Origin of the sequence: Bradyrhizobium sp. SZCCHNS30572 (genome assembly GCF_032484415.1) — a bacterium.
In the GTDB taxonomy this organism is placed as follows: Bacteria; Pseudomonadota; Alphaproteobacteria; order Rhizobiales; family Xanthobacteraceae; genus Bradyrhizobium.
Genome location: NZ_JAUESY010000010.1, coordinates 273,421 through 287,941, shown reverse-complemented (window position 1 = coordinate 287,941; position 14,521 = coordinate 273,421). Strand labels below are relative to the sequence as shown.

At 66.9% G+C, this 14,521-nt stretch carries 10 protein-coding genes and 1 pseudogene; 4 read left to right on the top strand and 7 right to left on the bottom strand.

The annotated features are described in order from the left end of the window. Positions 1–99: 99 nt before the first annotated feature. Positions 100–1,173: a Ppx/GppA phosphatase family protein gene (locus QX048_RS28425; protein WP_315827407.1), complete on the bottom strand. Its 1,074-nt coding sequence runs from the start codon at positions 1,171–1,173 to the stop codon at positions 100–102. A gap of 200 nt (positions 1,174–1,373) precedes the next feature. On the opposite strand from QX048_RS28425, the gene QX048_RS28420 reads away from it, so the two are divergent. Beyond that, positions 1,374–3,749, top strand: a complete 2,376-nt coding sequence (locus QX048_RS28420) for a xanthine dehydrogenase family protein molybdopterin-binding subunit (RefSeq protein ID WP_315827406.1) — start codon at positions 1,374–1,376, stop codon at positions 3,747–3,749. Positions 3,750–4,137: 388 nt separating this feature from the next. On the opposite strand, the gene QX048_RS28415 is transcribed toward QX048_RS28420, so the two are convergent. Next, complete coding sequence (locus QX048_RS28415; protein WP_315827405.1) at positions 4,138–4,938, bottom strand: hypothetical protein; 801 nt, start codon at positions 4,936–4,938, stop codon at positions 4,138–4,140. A 125-nt stretch (positions 4,939–5,063) separates the two neighbouring features. Between QX048_RS28415 and QX048_RS28410 the strand changes: the two genes are divergently transcribed. From QX048_RS28410 to QX048_RS28400, 3 genes are all read left to right on the top strand, one after another. Next, the gene (locus tag QX048_RS28410; RefSeq protein WP_315714429.1) at positions 5,064–5,567 is read left to right on the top strand and encodes a YaiI/YqxD family protein; all 504 of its coding nucleotides are present in this window, start codon (positions 5,064–5,066) and stop codon (positions 5,565–5,567) included. 4 nt (positions 5,568–5,571) lie between these two features. Next, the gene (locus tag QX048_RS28405; protein WP_315827404.1) at positions 5,572–7,383 is read left to right on the top strand and encodes an ABC-F family ATP-binding cassette domain-containing protein; all 1,812 of its coding nucleotides are present in this window, start codon (positions 5,572–5,574) and stop codon (positions 7,381–7,383) included. 118 nt (positions 7,384–7,501) lie between these two features. After that, a complete protein-coding gene (locus QX048_RS28400; RefSeq protein WP_315827403.1) occupies positions 7,502–8,581 on the top strand; it encodes a D-TA family PLP-dependent enzyme in 1,080 nt (359 codons plus the stop codon). Between the two features lie 423 nt (positions 8,582–9,004). On the opposite strand, the gene QX048_RS28395 is transcribed toward QX048_RS28400, so the two are convergent. The 5 genes and pseudogenes from QX048_RS28395 to mmsB all read right to left on the bottom strand — a co-directional run. Further along, complete coding sequence (locus QX048_RS28395; protein WP_315827402.1) at positions 9,005–10,249, bottom strand: TIGR03862 family flavoprotein; 1,245 nt, start codon at positions 10,247–10,249, stop codon at positions 9,005–9,007. 96 nt (positions 10,250–10,345) lie between these two features. Then, positions 10,346–11,263 (bottom strand): SDR family NAD(P)-dependent oxidoreductase, encoded by a 918-nt coding sequence (locus tag QX048_RS28390; protein WP_315827401.1) that lies wholly within the window; start codon positions 11,261–11,263, stop codon positions 10,346–10,348. Between the two features lie 132 nt (positions 11,264–11,395). Next, a complete protein-coding gene (locus QX048_RS28385) occupies positions 11,396–11,872 on the bottom strand; it encodes a MaoC family dehydratase (protein WP_315827400.1) in 477 nt (158 codons plus the stop codon). A gap of 6 nt (positions 11,873–11,878) precedes the next feature. Beyond that, positions 11,879–13,609, bottom strand: coding sequence for an AMP-binding protein (locus tag QX048_RS28380; RefSeq protein WP_315827399.1), 1,731 nt, complete (start codon positions 13,607–13,609; stop codon positions 11,879–11,881). After that, positions 13,609–14,517 (bottom strand): annotated as a pseudogene (mmsB, locus tag QX048_RS28375) (3-hydroxyisobutyrate dehydrogenase); the annotation flags it as partial. The gene QX048_RS28380 and the pseudogene mmsB, both read right to left, overlap by 1 nt. Positions 14,518–14,521 lie beyond the last annotated feature (4 nt).

Sequence of the window (14,521 nt, the reverse complement as noted above, 5' to 3'; positions counted from 1 at the left end):
GCCGCACGAAGACCGCTCGTGGAACTCACCCCACCCCGTCTCACATTGCGCTGCGCTCCATGTGAGACGACCCTCCCCCTCCAGGGGAGGGTGAAGTCGCTACGCCGTGCGCAGCGCGCCGTCTTCGCGCATCATCTCGACCAGCATGCCCTCGCGCAGGCCGCGATCGGCGACGCGCAGGCGCGGCAGCGGAAAGGACCGGCGGATGGCGTCGAGAATGGCGCAGCCCGCCAGAACGAGATCGGCGCGGTCGATGCTGATGCAATTGTTATCGGCGCGCTCCTGGTAGCTCATCGCCAGCAGCCTGCCGATCGTCGTCGTGATGTCGGCGTCGTTGATCCAGATGCCATCGACCCGGCGCCGATCGTAGCGCGCGAGGTTGAGATGGATGCCCGCCAGCGTCGTCACGGTGCCGGAGGTTCCAAGCAGATGCATGCCGGCGAGATCGCCGCCGTTCTCGGCCGCGAACGGGCCAACATGCTCGGCCACGGCCTCGACCATCGCGGCATAGATCTCCGGCGTCACATCACGGCCGCCGAACCGCTCGGCCAGCGTCACGACCCCGAGCGGGATCGACATCCAGGCCTTGATCCGCGGCTCGGCGTTGCGGTCGCCCGCATCGCGCTCGATCCGGACCAACTCGCTGGAGCCGCCGCCGATGTCGAACAGGATCGCCCCTCGCCCGCCGGGATCGAGCAACGGCGCGCAGCCCTTGACGGCCAGGGCCGCCTCGGTCTCGCGGTCGATCACCTCGAGCTCGATGCCGGTCTCGGCCGCAACCCGGCTGCGGAACCCCTCGGCATTGGCCGCAGCGCGGCAGGCCTCGGTCGCGATCAGCCGCAGGCGCCTGGCCTTCTTCGACTGGATCTTGTCCCGGCAGATGCTGAGGGCCGCGATGGCCCGATCCATCGCCGCGTCGCTGATGCAGCCGGTGGTCGAGATGCCCTCGCCTAGCCGGACAATGCGCGAGAAGGAGTCGACCACGCGGAAACTGTCGCCCGAAGGACAGGCAATCAGGAGCCGGCAATTGTTGGTTCCGAGGTCCAGGGCCGCGTAGACGCTGCTGCCATTGCTGGCGCAGGAAGGCGTCGCGACGTCCAGACCCGGACGCAAGCCGGGCTCCAAGTTCCCGCGCGGCGTGGGACTCTCCCGCAGCCGCGTGTCATTGATCATTCAAATGTCTTTCCGCTGGCCGAACCGGCCCAGATGGAAGTTCTCTTTCATGAGACATTATCAGTGGATAGCGCCGGCGCAACAGCCCCTCCGTCAGGCGTGATGCACCATTCCTAATCAACCGTTGTCCGGCCGCGGGCGCTGCACTATCTGGGAACAGCCCGCATTTGCGACCAATTCAGCCCCTTGGGTCCTCATCCATGCAAGATCACACCTCCCCGGCCTCCCTCGAAAACGCGATCGCGCTGCAGAAATTCGGCGTCGGGCAGCCGGTCCGGCGCAAGGAGGACGACACGCTGGTGCGCGGTCACGGCAAATATACCGACGATTTCAACCTGCCCGGCCAGGCCCATGCCTGGATCGTGCGCTCCAGCCACGCCCACGGCATCATCAAGAGGATCGACACCGCGACCGCCAAGGCCATGCCCGGCGTGCTCGGGGTGTGGACTGGAGCCGACCTCGCCGAAGCCAACTATGGCCCGTTCACCTGCGGCCTGCCGCTGAAGGGCCGGGACGGCTCGCCGCTGCTGCAGACCAACCGGCCGGCGCTCGCCGCCGACAAGGTCCGCTTCGTCGGCGACCCCATTGCGTTCGTGGTGGCGGAGACCGCGGCCCAGGCCCGCGACGCGGCCGAGGCGGTCGAGCTCGATATCGAGCCCCTGCCCGCGGTCACCAATGCCGAGGAAGCCGCCAAGCCCGGCGCGCCGCAGCTCTACGACCATATCCCCAACAACGTCGCGCTCGATTATCATTACGGCGACACGGCCAAGATCGAAGAAGCCTTCGCCAAGGCCGCGCACGTCACCAAGCTCGACATCGTCAACACCCGCGTCGCCGTGGTGTCGATGGAACCACGCGTCGCGCTCGCGGCGTTCGACGGCAAGACCGAGCGCTTCACCTTGCAGGTGCCGACCCAGGGCGTGTCCGGCAACAAGGCGACGCTGGCGAAGATTCTGAACGTCGCGCCGGACAAGGTCCGCATCCTCACCACCAATGTCGGTGGCTCCTTCGGGATGAAGAACGTCTCCTATCCCGAATATGTCTGCATCCTGCACGCCGCCAAAGAGCTGGGCCGCCCCGTGAAATGGCGCGACGAGCGCACCACCGCCTTCCTGTCCGACAGCCAGGGACGCGATCAGATCATCCATGGCGAGCTGGCGCTCGACGCCGACGGCCGGTTTCTCGCTGTCAGACTGTCCGGCTACGGCAATCTCGGCGCCTACATCATGGGCGTGGCGCCGCTGCCGCTGTCGCTCAACACCGGCAAGAACCTCGCCAGCGTCTACAAGACGCCGCTGCTCGGCGTCGATATCAAGACCGTGCTGACCAACGTCACCCTGATGGGCGCATATCGCGGCGCCGGCCGTCCCGAGGCCAACTACTTCATGGAGCGCTTGATCGACACCGCCGCGCGCGAGATGGGTATCGACCGTCTCACCATCCGCAAGCGCAACTTCATCAAGCCGAGCCAGATGCCGTTCCCGGCCGCGTCGGGCGTCACCTACGACTCCGGCGACTTCGCCGCGGTGTTCGAGAAGGCACTGCAGGTCTCCGACTACGCCGGCTTCGCCAAGCGCAAGCGCGAGAGCCGCAAGAACGGCAAGCTTCGCGGCATCGCGGTCGGCTCGTATCTCGAGGTGACCGCGCCGCCGTCGGGCGAGCTCGGCAAGATCACCTTCGACGCCGATGGCGGCGTGACCCTGACGACCGGCACGCTGGATTACGGCCAAGGCCACGCGACTCCGTTCTCGCAGGTCTTGTCGGCGCAACTCGGCGTGCCGTTCGAGAAGATCAGGCTGGAGCAGAGCGATTCCGATCTCGTGCGGTTCGGCAACGGCACCGGCGGCTCGCGCTCGATCACCGCGACCGGCCAGGCCATCGTCGAGTCCTCACAGCTCGTCATTGCCAAGGGCAAGCAGGCCGCCGCGCATCTGCTCGAAGCCTCGGAAGCCGACATCGAGTTCGCGGGCGGCCAGTTCACCATCGCCGGCACCGATCGCAGCATCGACATCATGGAGCTGGCGCGCCGCCTGCGCGAGGGCAAGATGCCCGACGGCGTGCCAGCCTCGCTCGACGTCGACCACAACTCGACAGTAACGGAATCGACGTTCCCCAATGGTTGTCATGTCTGCGAGGTCGAGATCGAACCGGACACCGGCGTCGCGCAGATCGTGGCCTACACCGCGATCAACGATTTCGGCACGGTGATCAACCCGATGATCGTCGCCGGCCAGCTCCATGGTGGCGTCGCCCAGGGCATCGGCCAGGCGCTGATGGAGCATCTGCGCTACGACGAGAGCGGTCAGCCGATCACGGGATCTCTGATGGACTACGCGCTGCCGCGCGCCTCCGACGTGCCGATGATGACGGTCGACAACCATCCGGTGCCGGCGAAGTCCAACCCGCTCGGCACCAAGGGCTGCGGCGAAGCCGGCTGCGCCGGCTCGATGGCATCCGTGATCAACGCGGTGATCGACGCACTGTCCGACTACGGCGTGAAGCATCTCGACATGCCGCTCACCACCGAAAAGCTCTGGCGCGCGATCCAGGACGGCAAGGCGAGGACCGCGGCGTAGCTGCTTCGCTCGCGATGAGGCGAAAACATCTCATTGCCAAACGAAAAGCCCGTAGCCCGCATGAGCGCAGCGATATGCGGGGTCTCACAGGCTGTATCGGTGAACCCGGATGTCGCTCCCGCCTGCACCCGCTGGGCGCCGGCGTGCGCGCATCCGGGCTACGGACTGTCGATCGGGCCGTGGGGCCCTCTCCACGTCATTGCGAGCGTAGCGGCGTAGCGAAGCAATCCAGACTGCCTCCACGGCAACACTCTGGATTGCTTCGCTGCGCTCGCAATGACGGGAGTGTGGGCAAGCAGCGTACCCAGAACTTCGCCGTCATCGTCCGCGCAGGCGGAGCATGACAGCTGTCTTTTGGATGCCGCGTGCCTCTTGCCAAGTCCGTCCGCTAGGCGGCCGCCTGCGCGCGCGGCTGATAGATCGCCACGTGATGGCAATGCGCAAGTGGGCGGTCGCCATTGGCGACCACCAGCGCATCGATCTCGACGAAGCGGTGGCCCTTCTTCTCGTAGTTCGCGACCACCCGGCCACGCGCCGTGATCTCGTCGGCTTCTGCAATCGCCGACAGCAATTGCATTCGGCTGCCGACGTGAATCCAGGGGCCGAGGACGACATTGTCGACCAGCAGCCGGTTCATCACCCTCTGCAACATGCCCGGGTGACCAAACCGCTCGTTTGCATAGATCGGATCGCGCTCGCGAATCTCAGAGAGATAGGCGGTGGCCGCCTGCCCTGGCCACGCGCGTGGCGCCGTGCCGAGCCAGCTGCCGACAGCGAATGACTCCGCACTGACGAGCGGTCGCACCGCCGCGGCTGGAACCTCTCGATATTCGGCCAGAGCGATGTCGGGCGCTGACGCGGGCAGCGACGCGGAACCGGTGGCGCAGATCTCACCTTTACTCGCGACCTCCAGGCTGAGCCCGTCGCCGACCTCCTCCGCCCTGACCTCGGCGATCTCGCCGTCATAGACCGGCTTGGTGAACCGCGCCTCGATCAGCCCGCGCTCCAGGAATGCCCGGCCCCAGCGCACAACCGGCTGATGCAGCATATAGGCCAGCACCTCGACGCCGGGCACGAGGCCGCCGGCGAAGCCGAACCGGCGCGCCACGCTGTCATCGTGCATCTTGTTCTCGGACTGCTTGGCCGTGTTGAACGCCTCGACCGCATAGGTCGCGATTCCGTCTGCCATCCTTGCCTCCCTTTGACCCTTTTCGGGCGATGGTAACGGCCGGAAAGGTCCTGGCAAGGCCAGCGTTTGGCTCGCAATTTGGCTGGCGATGGGGTACCAACCGGCCACCCCCAGCAGAACGCCAGATGACGACCGAAACCGCCGAGCTCGCCCCTGTCACGATCTATGTCGACGCCGACGCCTGTCCGGTGAAGGACGAGATCTATCGCGTCGCGATCCGCCACGGCCTGCCAGTGATCGTGGTCGCGGGCGGCTTCATCCGCGTGCCCGAGGATCCCCTGATCACGCGCGTGGCGGCGGGCAGCGGCATGGATGCCGCGGACGACTGGATCGCAGAGCGCGCCGGCGCCGACGACGTCGTCATCACAGCGGACATTCCGCTGGCGAGCCGCTGCGTCAAGGCCGGCAGCGCGGTGATCGCGCCGAACGGCAAGGCGTTCACCGAGGAGTCGATCGGCATGACGCTCGCCGTGCGCAACCTCATGACCGATCTGCGCTCGTCCGGCGAGGTCACCGGCGGGCCGCGCTCGTTCACGCCGCGCGACCGCTCCACCTTCCTCTCCACCCTCGATCAGACCATCCGCCGCATGCAGCGCCAGCGCGCCGCGCGGATGCAACAGCAAGGCTAGACCCATGGCGCCGCCTCTCATCCAACTCAAGGACATCCGCCTGACCTTCGGCGGCACCGCCCTGCTGCAGGGCGTCGAGCTGTCGGTCTCGCCGGGCGAACGCGTCTGCCTGATCGGCCGCAACGGCTCCGGCAAATCGACGCTGCTCAAGATCGCCGCCGGCCTCGTCGAGTGCGACAGCGGCACGCGCTTCGTGCAGCCGGGCGCCACCGTGCGCTACCTGCCGCAGGAGCCGGACTTCTCCGGCCATGCCACCACGCTGTCCTATGTCGAGGCCGGGCTCGGTCCCGGCGACGATCACTATCAGGCGCGCTATCTCGTCGAGCAGCTCGGCCTCACCGGCGAGGAAGATCCGGCGCATGTCTCCGGCGGCGAGGCGCGCCGCGCGGCGTTGGCGCGCGTGCTCGCGCCCAACCCCGACATCCTGCTGCTGGACGAGCCGACCAACCATCTCGACCTGACCACGATCGAATGGCTGGAGAACGAGCTCGACGGCCGAAGCTCGGCACTGGTGCTGATCAGTCACGATCGCCGTTTCCTCACCAATCTGTCGCGCGCGACCGCCTGGCTCGACCGCGGCCAGATCAGGCAGATCGACCGCGGCTTTGCGGCGTTCGAGGCGTGGCGCGACGAGGTGCTGGCGGAAGAAGAGCGCGAGCAGCACAAGCTCGACCGCAAGATCGTCAACGAAGAGCACTGGCTGCGCTACGGCGTCTCCGGCCGCCGCAAGCGCAACGTCAAGCGGCTCGCCAACCTGCATGCGTTGCGCCAGCAGCGCCGCGACTATCGCGGCACGGCGGGCGCCGCCAACCTCGCCGCGGCCGAGGCCGACAAGTCCGGCAAGCTGGTGATCGAAGCGAAGGGCGCTTCGAAGAGCTTTGGTGATCGCAAGATCGTCGACAACTTCTCCATCCGCATCCAGCGCGGCGACCGCATCGGCATCGTCGGCCCGAACGGCGCCGGCAAGACCACGCTGGTCAACCTGCTCACCGGCGGCAGCGAGCCGGACTGCGGCAGCATCCGGCTCGGCGTCAATCTGGAGACGGCGACGCTCGACCAGCACCGCGAGAGCCTCGATCCCCGGACGACGCTCGCCGAAGCGCTGACCGGCGGCCGCGGCGATCACGTCATGGTGGCCGGCAAGCCGAAGCACGTCGTCGGCTACATGGAGGACTTCCTGTTCTCGCGCGAGCAGATGCGCACGCCGCTCGAAGTGCTCTCCGGCGGCGAGCGCGGCCGGCTGATGCTGGCGCGCGCGCTGGCCAAGCCATCGAACCTGCTGGTGCTGGACGAGCCGACCAACGATCTCGACCTGGAGACACTCGATGTGCTCGAGGACATGCTCGGCGACTACGAGGGCACGGTGATCCTGATCAGCCACGACCGCGACTTCCTCGATCGCGTGGTCACCTCGGTGATCGTCCCCGAGGGCAACGGCAAATGGCAGGAATACGCCGGCGGCTACAGCGACATGCTGGCGCAACGCGGCGCCGACCTAAAGCGCCAGCATGCCAAGGCGGCTGAGGAGAAGAAGGAAACCAGGCACGCGGCCACGGCGCCTGCGAGCGCGCCGAAGCGCAAGCTCTCCTTCAACGAGAAGCACGCGCTGGAGACCTTGCCGAAGACGATCGCCAAGCTGCAAGCCGAGATCGCCAAGCAGCAGGCCGTGCTCGCCGACCCCGCGCTGTATGCGAAAGACCGCAAGAAATTCGACGCCGCCTCCCTCGCGATCGCCACTGCACAAGCCGAGCTCACCGCCGCCGAGGACCGCTGGCTCGAGCTCGAAGTGCTGCGCGAGGAGATCGAGGGCGCGTAACGTTCATCGAAATCACTTCGTCATTGCGAGCGACGTGAAACAATCCGGGGCTGCAGCCGGACTCTGGATTGCTTCGTCGCTTCGCTCCTCGCAATGACGGCAACATGGAGTAAATGACATGACCACCCCGCTCGCCGCCAGGATCGCCCGGGAGTACGGCACGCCCTGTGCCGTCATCGACATGGACAGGGTCGAGCGCAACATCGCGCGCATTCAGGCCCAGTGCGAGGCCGCGGGCGTCGCCAACCGGCCGCACATCAAGACGCACAAGAGCCCGGTGCTCGCGAAGCTGCAGATCGAGGCGGGCGCGCAAGGCATCACCTGCCAGAAGATCGGCGAGGCTGAGATCATGGCGGGTGCCGGCATCGACAATATCCTGATCAGCTACAACCTGATCGGCGAGGAGAAGATGGCACGCCTCGCATCGCTGCAAGCCAAGGCCGACATGACGGTTGCCGCCGACAACGCGACCGTGATCGCCGGCCTGCCGCAGGCGGCAAAGCAATCCGGCCGCACGCTCTCGGTCGTCGTCGAATGCGACACTGGGCGCAAGCGCGCCGGCGTCGAGACGCCGACGGAAGCGATCCAGCTCGCGCGCCAGATCGCAGCGTCAGACGGCCTGCGCTTCGCCGGCTTCATGCTGTATCCGACCGAGACCGGCTGGGACGAGGCGCAGCGGTTCTATGACGAGGCGCTGGCCGGCGTCCGCGCCGACGGGCTGGACGCGGCCATCGTCTCGACCGGCGGCTCGCCCAACCTGAAGAATCTCGGCAAGCTCAAGGGCGCCACCGAGCACCGGCCCGGCACCTACATCTACAACGACCGCATGCAGGTCGCCGCCGGTGTCGCGACCTGGGACGACTGCGCGCTGCACATCTACTCGACCGTCGTCAGCCGCGCCGCACCGGAGCGCGGCATCCTCGACGCCGGCTCTAAGACGCTGACAACGGATACCGGCGGCCTCGACGGCCACGGACTGATCCTGGAGCACCCGGAAGCGAAGATCGCGCGCTTCGCCGAGGAGCACGGCTTCCTCGATCTGTCGCGCAGCAATACCCGCCCCAATGTCGGCGACGTCGTGCGCATCATCCCCAACCACGTCTGCGTCGTCGTCAACATGATGGACGAGGTCGTCATGGTCCGCGGCGAGGAGATCCTGGGCACGCTGCCGGTCGCCGCCCGCGGCAAGCTGCGGTAGGGCGAAACTCTCTCGCAGCGTCATTCCGGGGCAGCCGCGCTAGCGGCTGAGCCCGGAATCCATACGCCCGATCGTGGTCATGGATTCCGGGCTCGCCCTCCGGGCGCCCCGGAATGACGACGGTGTGGCCGCCCGCTCGGCTATTCACTGCAACTGTTCCGCCAATCTTCCATGGAATCGTAGATGACGGCCTCGGGCCAGCGAGGATCAAGCTCGCGGCGCCGTGTCCACGTCAAATGGACTTGAGCCACGCAGCCTCCCCCGAGCGCTACAAGAACGTCGTCGCAGTCCTCGCGTCGGGCGGCGATCCTGAGGGACCGATTAGCCAGCGCATGATTGGGACCTACTTCGCGCGCAAGTTCTTCTTCGAACGCGGCGCGGAGCTGATCGTCCGTCATCCAAGACCAGGGCTCGGGAAGCTGGTCAGACATTGCCTGCCATTCCCCCCGCGCGCCACTTCAACACGCCCTTCCCCGCGGCGACCCCGGTCGCAAACGACGCCTGCAGCAGGTAGCCGCCGGTCGGGGCTTCCCAGTCGAGCATTTCGCCGGCGGCGAACACGCCGGGCAGGCGTTTGAGCATGAAGTCGGCGTCGAGTTCGTCACGCGCGATGCCGCCGGCGCTGGAGATCGCGCGCGCCAGTCCGGCGGTGCCCGTCAGCTTGATCGGCACGGCGTTGATCAGTGCAGCGAGACGGTCCGGCAACAGCGATGACAGCGACAGCCCTTGCGCTTTTGCCGCCTCCTGCAGCAGGCCGATCGCGACGGGGGACAGTTGCAGCGCCTTGCGCAGGACATTCGAGAACGACTGCTTGCCGCGGGGCGCTGACAGCCGCTTGACCAGATCGGCGGTCGCAAGATCGGGCCGCAGCGCGACGTCAAGAATGGCCGCGCCTTCCAGAGCGATTGCCTCGCGCAACTCGGCGGACAGCGCATAGACCGCGCCGCCTTCAATGCCGTCGCGCGTGACGATAGCCTCGCCGCGGACGCTGCGATCAGCAAACGACAGCGCGATGCCTTTGAGCGGCTGGCCTTGGAAGCGGCCGCGGAAGATGTCCGACCAGGCGACAGTGAAGCCGCAATTGGCCGGCCGCAGCGGCGCAATCGCGACACCCTTCGCGGCGAGAAGCGATGCCCAGCCCCCGTCGGAGCCGAGCCGCGGCCAGCTGGCGCCGCCGAGCGCGAGCACGGTCGCATCGGCCGTGATCGCGCGCAGTCCTGCCGGTGTCTCGAATGTCAGCCGCCCTGCCTCGTCCCAGCCGGTCCAGCGATGCCGCAGCTCGAAGCGCACACCCTGCGTGGCCAACCGGCGCAGCCACGCGCGCAGCAGCGGCGAGGCCTTCATCGCGGTCGGAAACACGCGGCCGGAGGAGCCGATGAACGTGGGCTCGCCGAGCGCCTCGCACCAGTCGCGCAGCCGCTGCGGCGGGAACGCGCGGATGGCCGGCTCCAGCCACGCCGCCGCCTCGCGATAGCGCGACAGGAAGGCGGACAGCTCTTCGCTATGGGTGAGGTTGAGGCCGCCGCGCCCTGCCATCAGGAATTTGCGCGCGACCGACGGCATCGCGTCGTAGACGGTGACGGCGGCACCGCCCTCAGCCAACACCTCGGCCGCCATCAGCCCGGCCGGCCCGGCTCCGATGACGGCAACTTGCTTGGATAAGGTCATGACTGGAGTTTAGGGCCATGGCGTCACCACACAACAGGTCGTCATGCCCGGGCTTGACCCGGCCATGACGGCGGAGGGTGCGATGCGTATGGTGCCTTATAGCTTGAGCCCCAGCCGCGCGGCGGCCTGACCGACGTATTTCTGTGTCTGCTCGAATGCACCCTGCAGCGCCCGCGCCTTCGACATGTCGCTGATCTCGGCAAAATGCGCGGCGATCGCGTCCGGTGTCCACTCCTCCGGCGGCAGGTTGATCCCTTCGCTCTCCAGGATCTTGATCACCGCAAAGGAGCCGGCGCCGGCGCCCATGATGGTGCGCGTGGGCGCGTCCTCGCTGAGCAGATATTCCACCGCAGGCGTGATCGATTCCGGCTTCATCAGCTCCAGAGCCTGCGGCGGCAGCAGCTCCTCGGTCATGCGGGTCGCGGCCGTCGGCGAGATGATGTTGACACGGATGTTGGTCTTGCGGCCCTCCTCCGCCAGCACGTTCATCAGGCCGACCATGCCGGTCTTGGCCGCGCCGTAGTTGGCCTGGCCGAAATTACCGAACAGGCCGGACGACGACGTCGTCAGCACGATGCGGCCGTAGTTGCGCTCGCGCATGCCGTTCCACACCGCCTTGCAGCAGTAGAAGCTGCCGACCAGATGCACGTCGAGCACCTTGGCGAAATCGGCAACCTCCATCTTGCCGAACGACTTGTCGCGTAGAATGCCGGCATTGGCGCACATGATGTCGACGCTGCCCCACTCCTTGCTGGCGCGCTCCACCATCGCGGTGACCTGCTCGAAATTCGAGACGTCGGCGCCGTCGGCCATCGCGGTGCCGCCGGCCTTGCGGATCTCCTCGACCACCGTCTCCGCCGCGGTCATCGAGCCGCCGGTGCCGTCGCGCGCGCCGCCGAAATCATTGACCACGACCTTGGCGCCGCGGCTCGCCAGCCCCAGCGCATGCGCGCGCCCCAAACCATTGCCTGCGCCGGTGACGATGGCGACGCGTCCGTCGAATCTGATAGCCATGTGTCGTTCCTATTTGTCGCTCGTCATGCCCGGGCTCGACCCGGGCATCCATCCACTTCGAAAGACTCTCGGACTTGATGGATCGCCGGGTCAAGCCCGGCGATGACGAAGGGTGGGTTGTGACGAGGTGAGTTAGCTCAGATAGATGAGTCCGATCCAGTCGGCGACCAGCGCGGGCTTGTCCTCACCCTCGATCTCGACCGTGACGTTGGTGCGCGACTGCAGCTCCTTCGGCTTGCGCAGAGTGGCTTCGGCAAGGACGAAGCGGCCGCGCACGCGTTTTCCCGATCTCACCGGCGAGATGAAGCGCAGCTTGTCGAAGCCGTAGTTCACGCCCATCGCCGTACCCTCGATCGCCGGCATGACCTCATAGGACATGACCGACAGCAGCGACATCGTCAGGAAACCGTGCGCGATCGTGGTGCCGAACGGCGTCGCCTTGGCCTGCTCGGGGTCGACGTGAATGAACTGATGATCCTCGATCACGTCGGCATAAGTGTCGATGCGCTTCTGATCGAGCACGTGCCATGACGACACGCCGATCTCCTGGCCGACCATGGCCTGATAGGCTTCGAGCGAAATCGGCGGCTTCTTCCAGATCTTGTTCATGCGTTCCTACACCTCGTGCCCGGATGGCCTCGTTTTCAACTCCGGGAAATCCTCTTCCTTGAATTCCGTGCCGCGCAGATGGTCCGTGCGGTTGTCCTCGTGCTCCAGCCGGCGCAGCTGCACCCGGCGGATTTTTCCGGAGATCGTCTTCGGCAGCTCGCTCACGAGCTCCAGCCGGCGGATGCGCTTGAATGGCGCCAGGCGCGCCTGCAGATGGGTGAAGATCGACAGCGCAGTGGCGCGCGAGCGCTCCGCGCCCGCCGTCAGCAACACATAGGCTTTCGGTATAGCAAGACGGATGGGATCCGGAGACGGCACAACGGCAGCCTCGGCGACGGCCTCATGCTCCAACAGCACGCTTTCCAGCTCGAACGGCGAGATGCGGTAGTCGGACGATTTGAACACGTCGTCGGAGCGGCCGACGAAGGTGAGATAGCCGTCATCGTCCTGGAACACGACGTCGCCGGTGCGGTAGCGCATGCCATCGGCGCCCGACAGCTTACCGTCGTCGCCCTGATAGCCCTGCATCAGTCCGGCCGGACGCTCGCCGGTGAGCGCCAGCGTGATCTCGCCTTCGCCGGAGAGATTGCCGTCGATGTCGGCGACCTCGACGCGATAGCCCGGCAGCGGCCGCCCCATCGAGCCGATCTTCAGTTTCTGGCCCGGCGAGTTGCCAACGATCGCCGCGGTTTCGGTCTGGCCATAGCCGTCGCGAATCGTCAGCCCCCAGGCGGCACGCACCTGATCGATCACCTCCGGATTGAGCGGTTCGCCGGCGCCGCAGGCCTCGCGCAGCGAGACCTTGAAGTCGGCGAGATGCTCCTGGATGAACAGCCGCCACACCGTGGGTGGCGCGCACAGCGTCGTGACGCCGCAGCGCTTGATGATCGCGAGCAGCCCCTTGGCGTCGAAGCGCGGCTGATTGACCACGAATACCGTGGCGCCGGCATTCCAGGGCGAGAAGAAGCAGCTCCAGGCATGCTTGGCCCAGCCCGGCGAGGAGATGTTGAGGTGCACGTCGCCCGGCTGCAGGCCGAGCCAGTACATGGTCGAGAGATGGCCGACCGGATAACTGCGATGGCTGTGCCGCACCAGCTTCGGCTTGGCCGTGGTGCCCGAGGTGAAATAGAGCAGCATCGGATCATCCGGCTGCGTCGGTCCATCCGGCGTGAACGCCTCGGCCGCGTCGGCCGCCTGCTCGAACGGCAGCCAGCCGGCAGGTGCCGCCGGCGCGCCGACGACGATGCGGACGAGATCATCGGCGCCCAGATCGGCGAACTTCGCAACCTGATCCTGCGCCGCGACCACGGCCTTGGCGCGGCCGCGCTCCAGACGATCGCGCAACTCGTCGGTGGTCAGCAGCGTCGTCGCGGGGATCACGACGACGCCGAGCTTCATCGCCGCCAACATCGTCTCCCACAGCGGCACGACGTTGCCGAGCAGCAGCAGCAGATGGTCGCCGCGCTTCAAGTCCTGCGCGCGCAGGAAATTCGCGACCTGGTTGGAGCGGCGCGACAACGCCGCAAACGACAGCTTGGTCTGGCGGTCCTGCGCGGCGTCGAAGATCCAAAGCGCGGTGCGGTCGCGGCTCTCCGGATCGGACGCGAGTTCGGCATCGAACCAGTCGAGCGCCCAGTTGAACGGGACGGCATCGGGCCAGCGGAAACCCTTCACGGCCGCATCGTAGTCGGTGCGATGCGCCAGCAGAAACGCGCGTGCGTCCTTGAATGTCGTCATCAGGTGGTCCCGGCGAGCTTGCGAACGTGCTGAATGATCCCGGAAAAATCGACGCCGCCATGGCCGGCGGCCTCGAACGCCTTGTAGATCTCCTGCGCGTGCTGGCCAAGCGGGGTCGCCGCGCCGGCGGCCTTGGCGGCGTCCTGCGACAGCGTGAGGTCCTTCAGCATCAGCGCGGTCGCAAAGCCGGGCTTGTAGTCGTTGTTGGCGGGCGAAGCCGGCACTGGGCCCGGCACCGGGCAATAGGATGTCAGCGACCAGCACTGCCCCGACGAGGTCGAGGCGACGTCGAACAGCGCCTGATGCGACAGGCCGAGCTTTTCACCCAGCGCAAACGCCTCGCTGACCGCGATCATCGAAATGCCGAGGATCATGTTGTTGCAGATCTTGGCCGCCTGCCCCGCGCCGGCGCCGCCGCAATGGACGATCTTCTTGCCCATCTTCTCAAGGATCGGCTTGGCCGCAGCGAACGCGCTCTCCTCGCCGCCGCACATGAAGGTAAGCGTTGCGGCCTTGGCGCCGCCGGTACCCCCGGACACCGGCGCGTCCACGGCGGCGATGCCGTGCCTTGTGGCCAGCGCATGCGCGGCGCGCGCGCTCTCGACGTCGATGGTCGAGGAATCGATGATCAGCGCGCCCTTGGACATCGCCGGCACGACCTCGTTCCAGACCGCCTGCACATGCTTGCCGGCCGGCAGCATGGTGACGACGGCATCGGCGCTTTTGGCCGCGGCGACGGCGCTGTCGGCGATTTCGGCGCCATCGGCCTTGGCCTGGGCGCGCGAGGCCTCGACCAGATCGAACGCGACCACCCTGTGGCCGGCCTTGACCAGGTTGGCGGCCATTGGTCCACCCATGTTGCCGAGGCCGATGAATGCGATCGTTGCCATGGTTCGTTCTCTCCCCTCGACC

Excerpts from the sequence above, each read along its gene's own strand:
- QX048_RS28410 (WP_315714429.1), top strand. The coding sequence starts at position 5,064 with ATGACGACCGAAACCGCCGAGCTCGCCCCTGTCACGATCTATGTCGAC.
- QX048_RS28395 (WP_315827402.1), bottom strand. The coding sequence starts at position 10,249 with ATGACCTTATCCAAGCAAGTTGCCGTCATCGGAGCCGGGCCGGCCGGG.
- QX048_RS28420 (WP_315827406.1), top strand. The coding sequence starts at position 1,374 with ATGCAAGATCACACCTCCCCGGCCTCCCTCGAAAACGCGATCGCGCTG.
- QX048_RS28385 (WP_315827400.1), bottom strand. The coding sequence starts at position 11,872 with ATGAACAAGATCTGGAAGAAGCCGCCGATTTCGCTCGAAGCCTATCAG.
- QX048_RS28390 (WP_315827401.1), bottom strand. The coding sequence starts at position 11,263 with ATGGCTATCAGATTCGACGGACGCGTCGCCATCGTCACCGGCGCAGGC.
- QX048_RS28425 (WP_315827407.1), bottom strand. The coding sequence starts at position 1,173 with ATGATCAATGACACGCGGCTGCGGGAGAGTCCCACGCCGCGCGGGAAC.
- QX048_RS28380 (WP_315827399.1), bottom strand. The coding sequence starts at position 13,609 with ATGACGACATTCAAGGACGCACGCGCGTTTCTGCTGGCGCATCGCACC.
- QX048_RS28415 (WP_315827405.1), bottom strand. The coding sequence starts at position 4,938 with ATGGCAGACGGAATCGCGACCTATGCGGTCGAGGCGTTCAACACGGCC.
- QX048_RS28400 (WP_315827403.1), top strand. The coding sequence starts at position 7,502 with ATGACCACCCCGCTCGCCGCCAGGATCGCCCGGGAGTACGGCACGCCC.
- QX048_RS28405 (WP_315827404.1), top strand. The coding sequence starts at position 5,572 with ATGGCGCCGCCTCTCATCCAACTCAAGGACATCCGCCTGACCTTCGGC.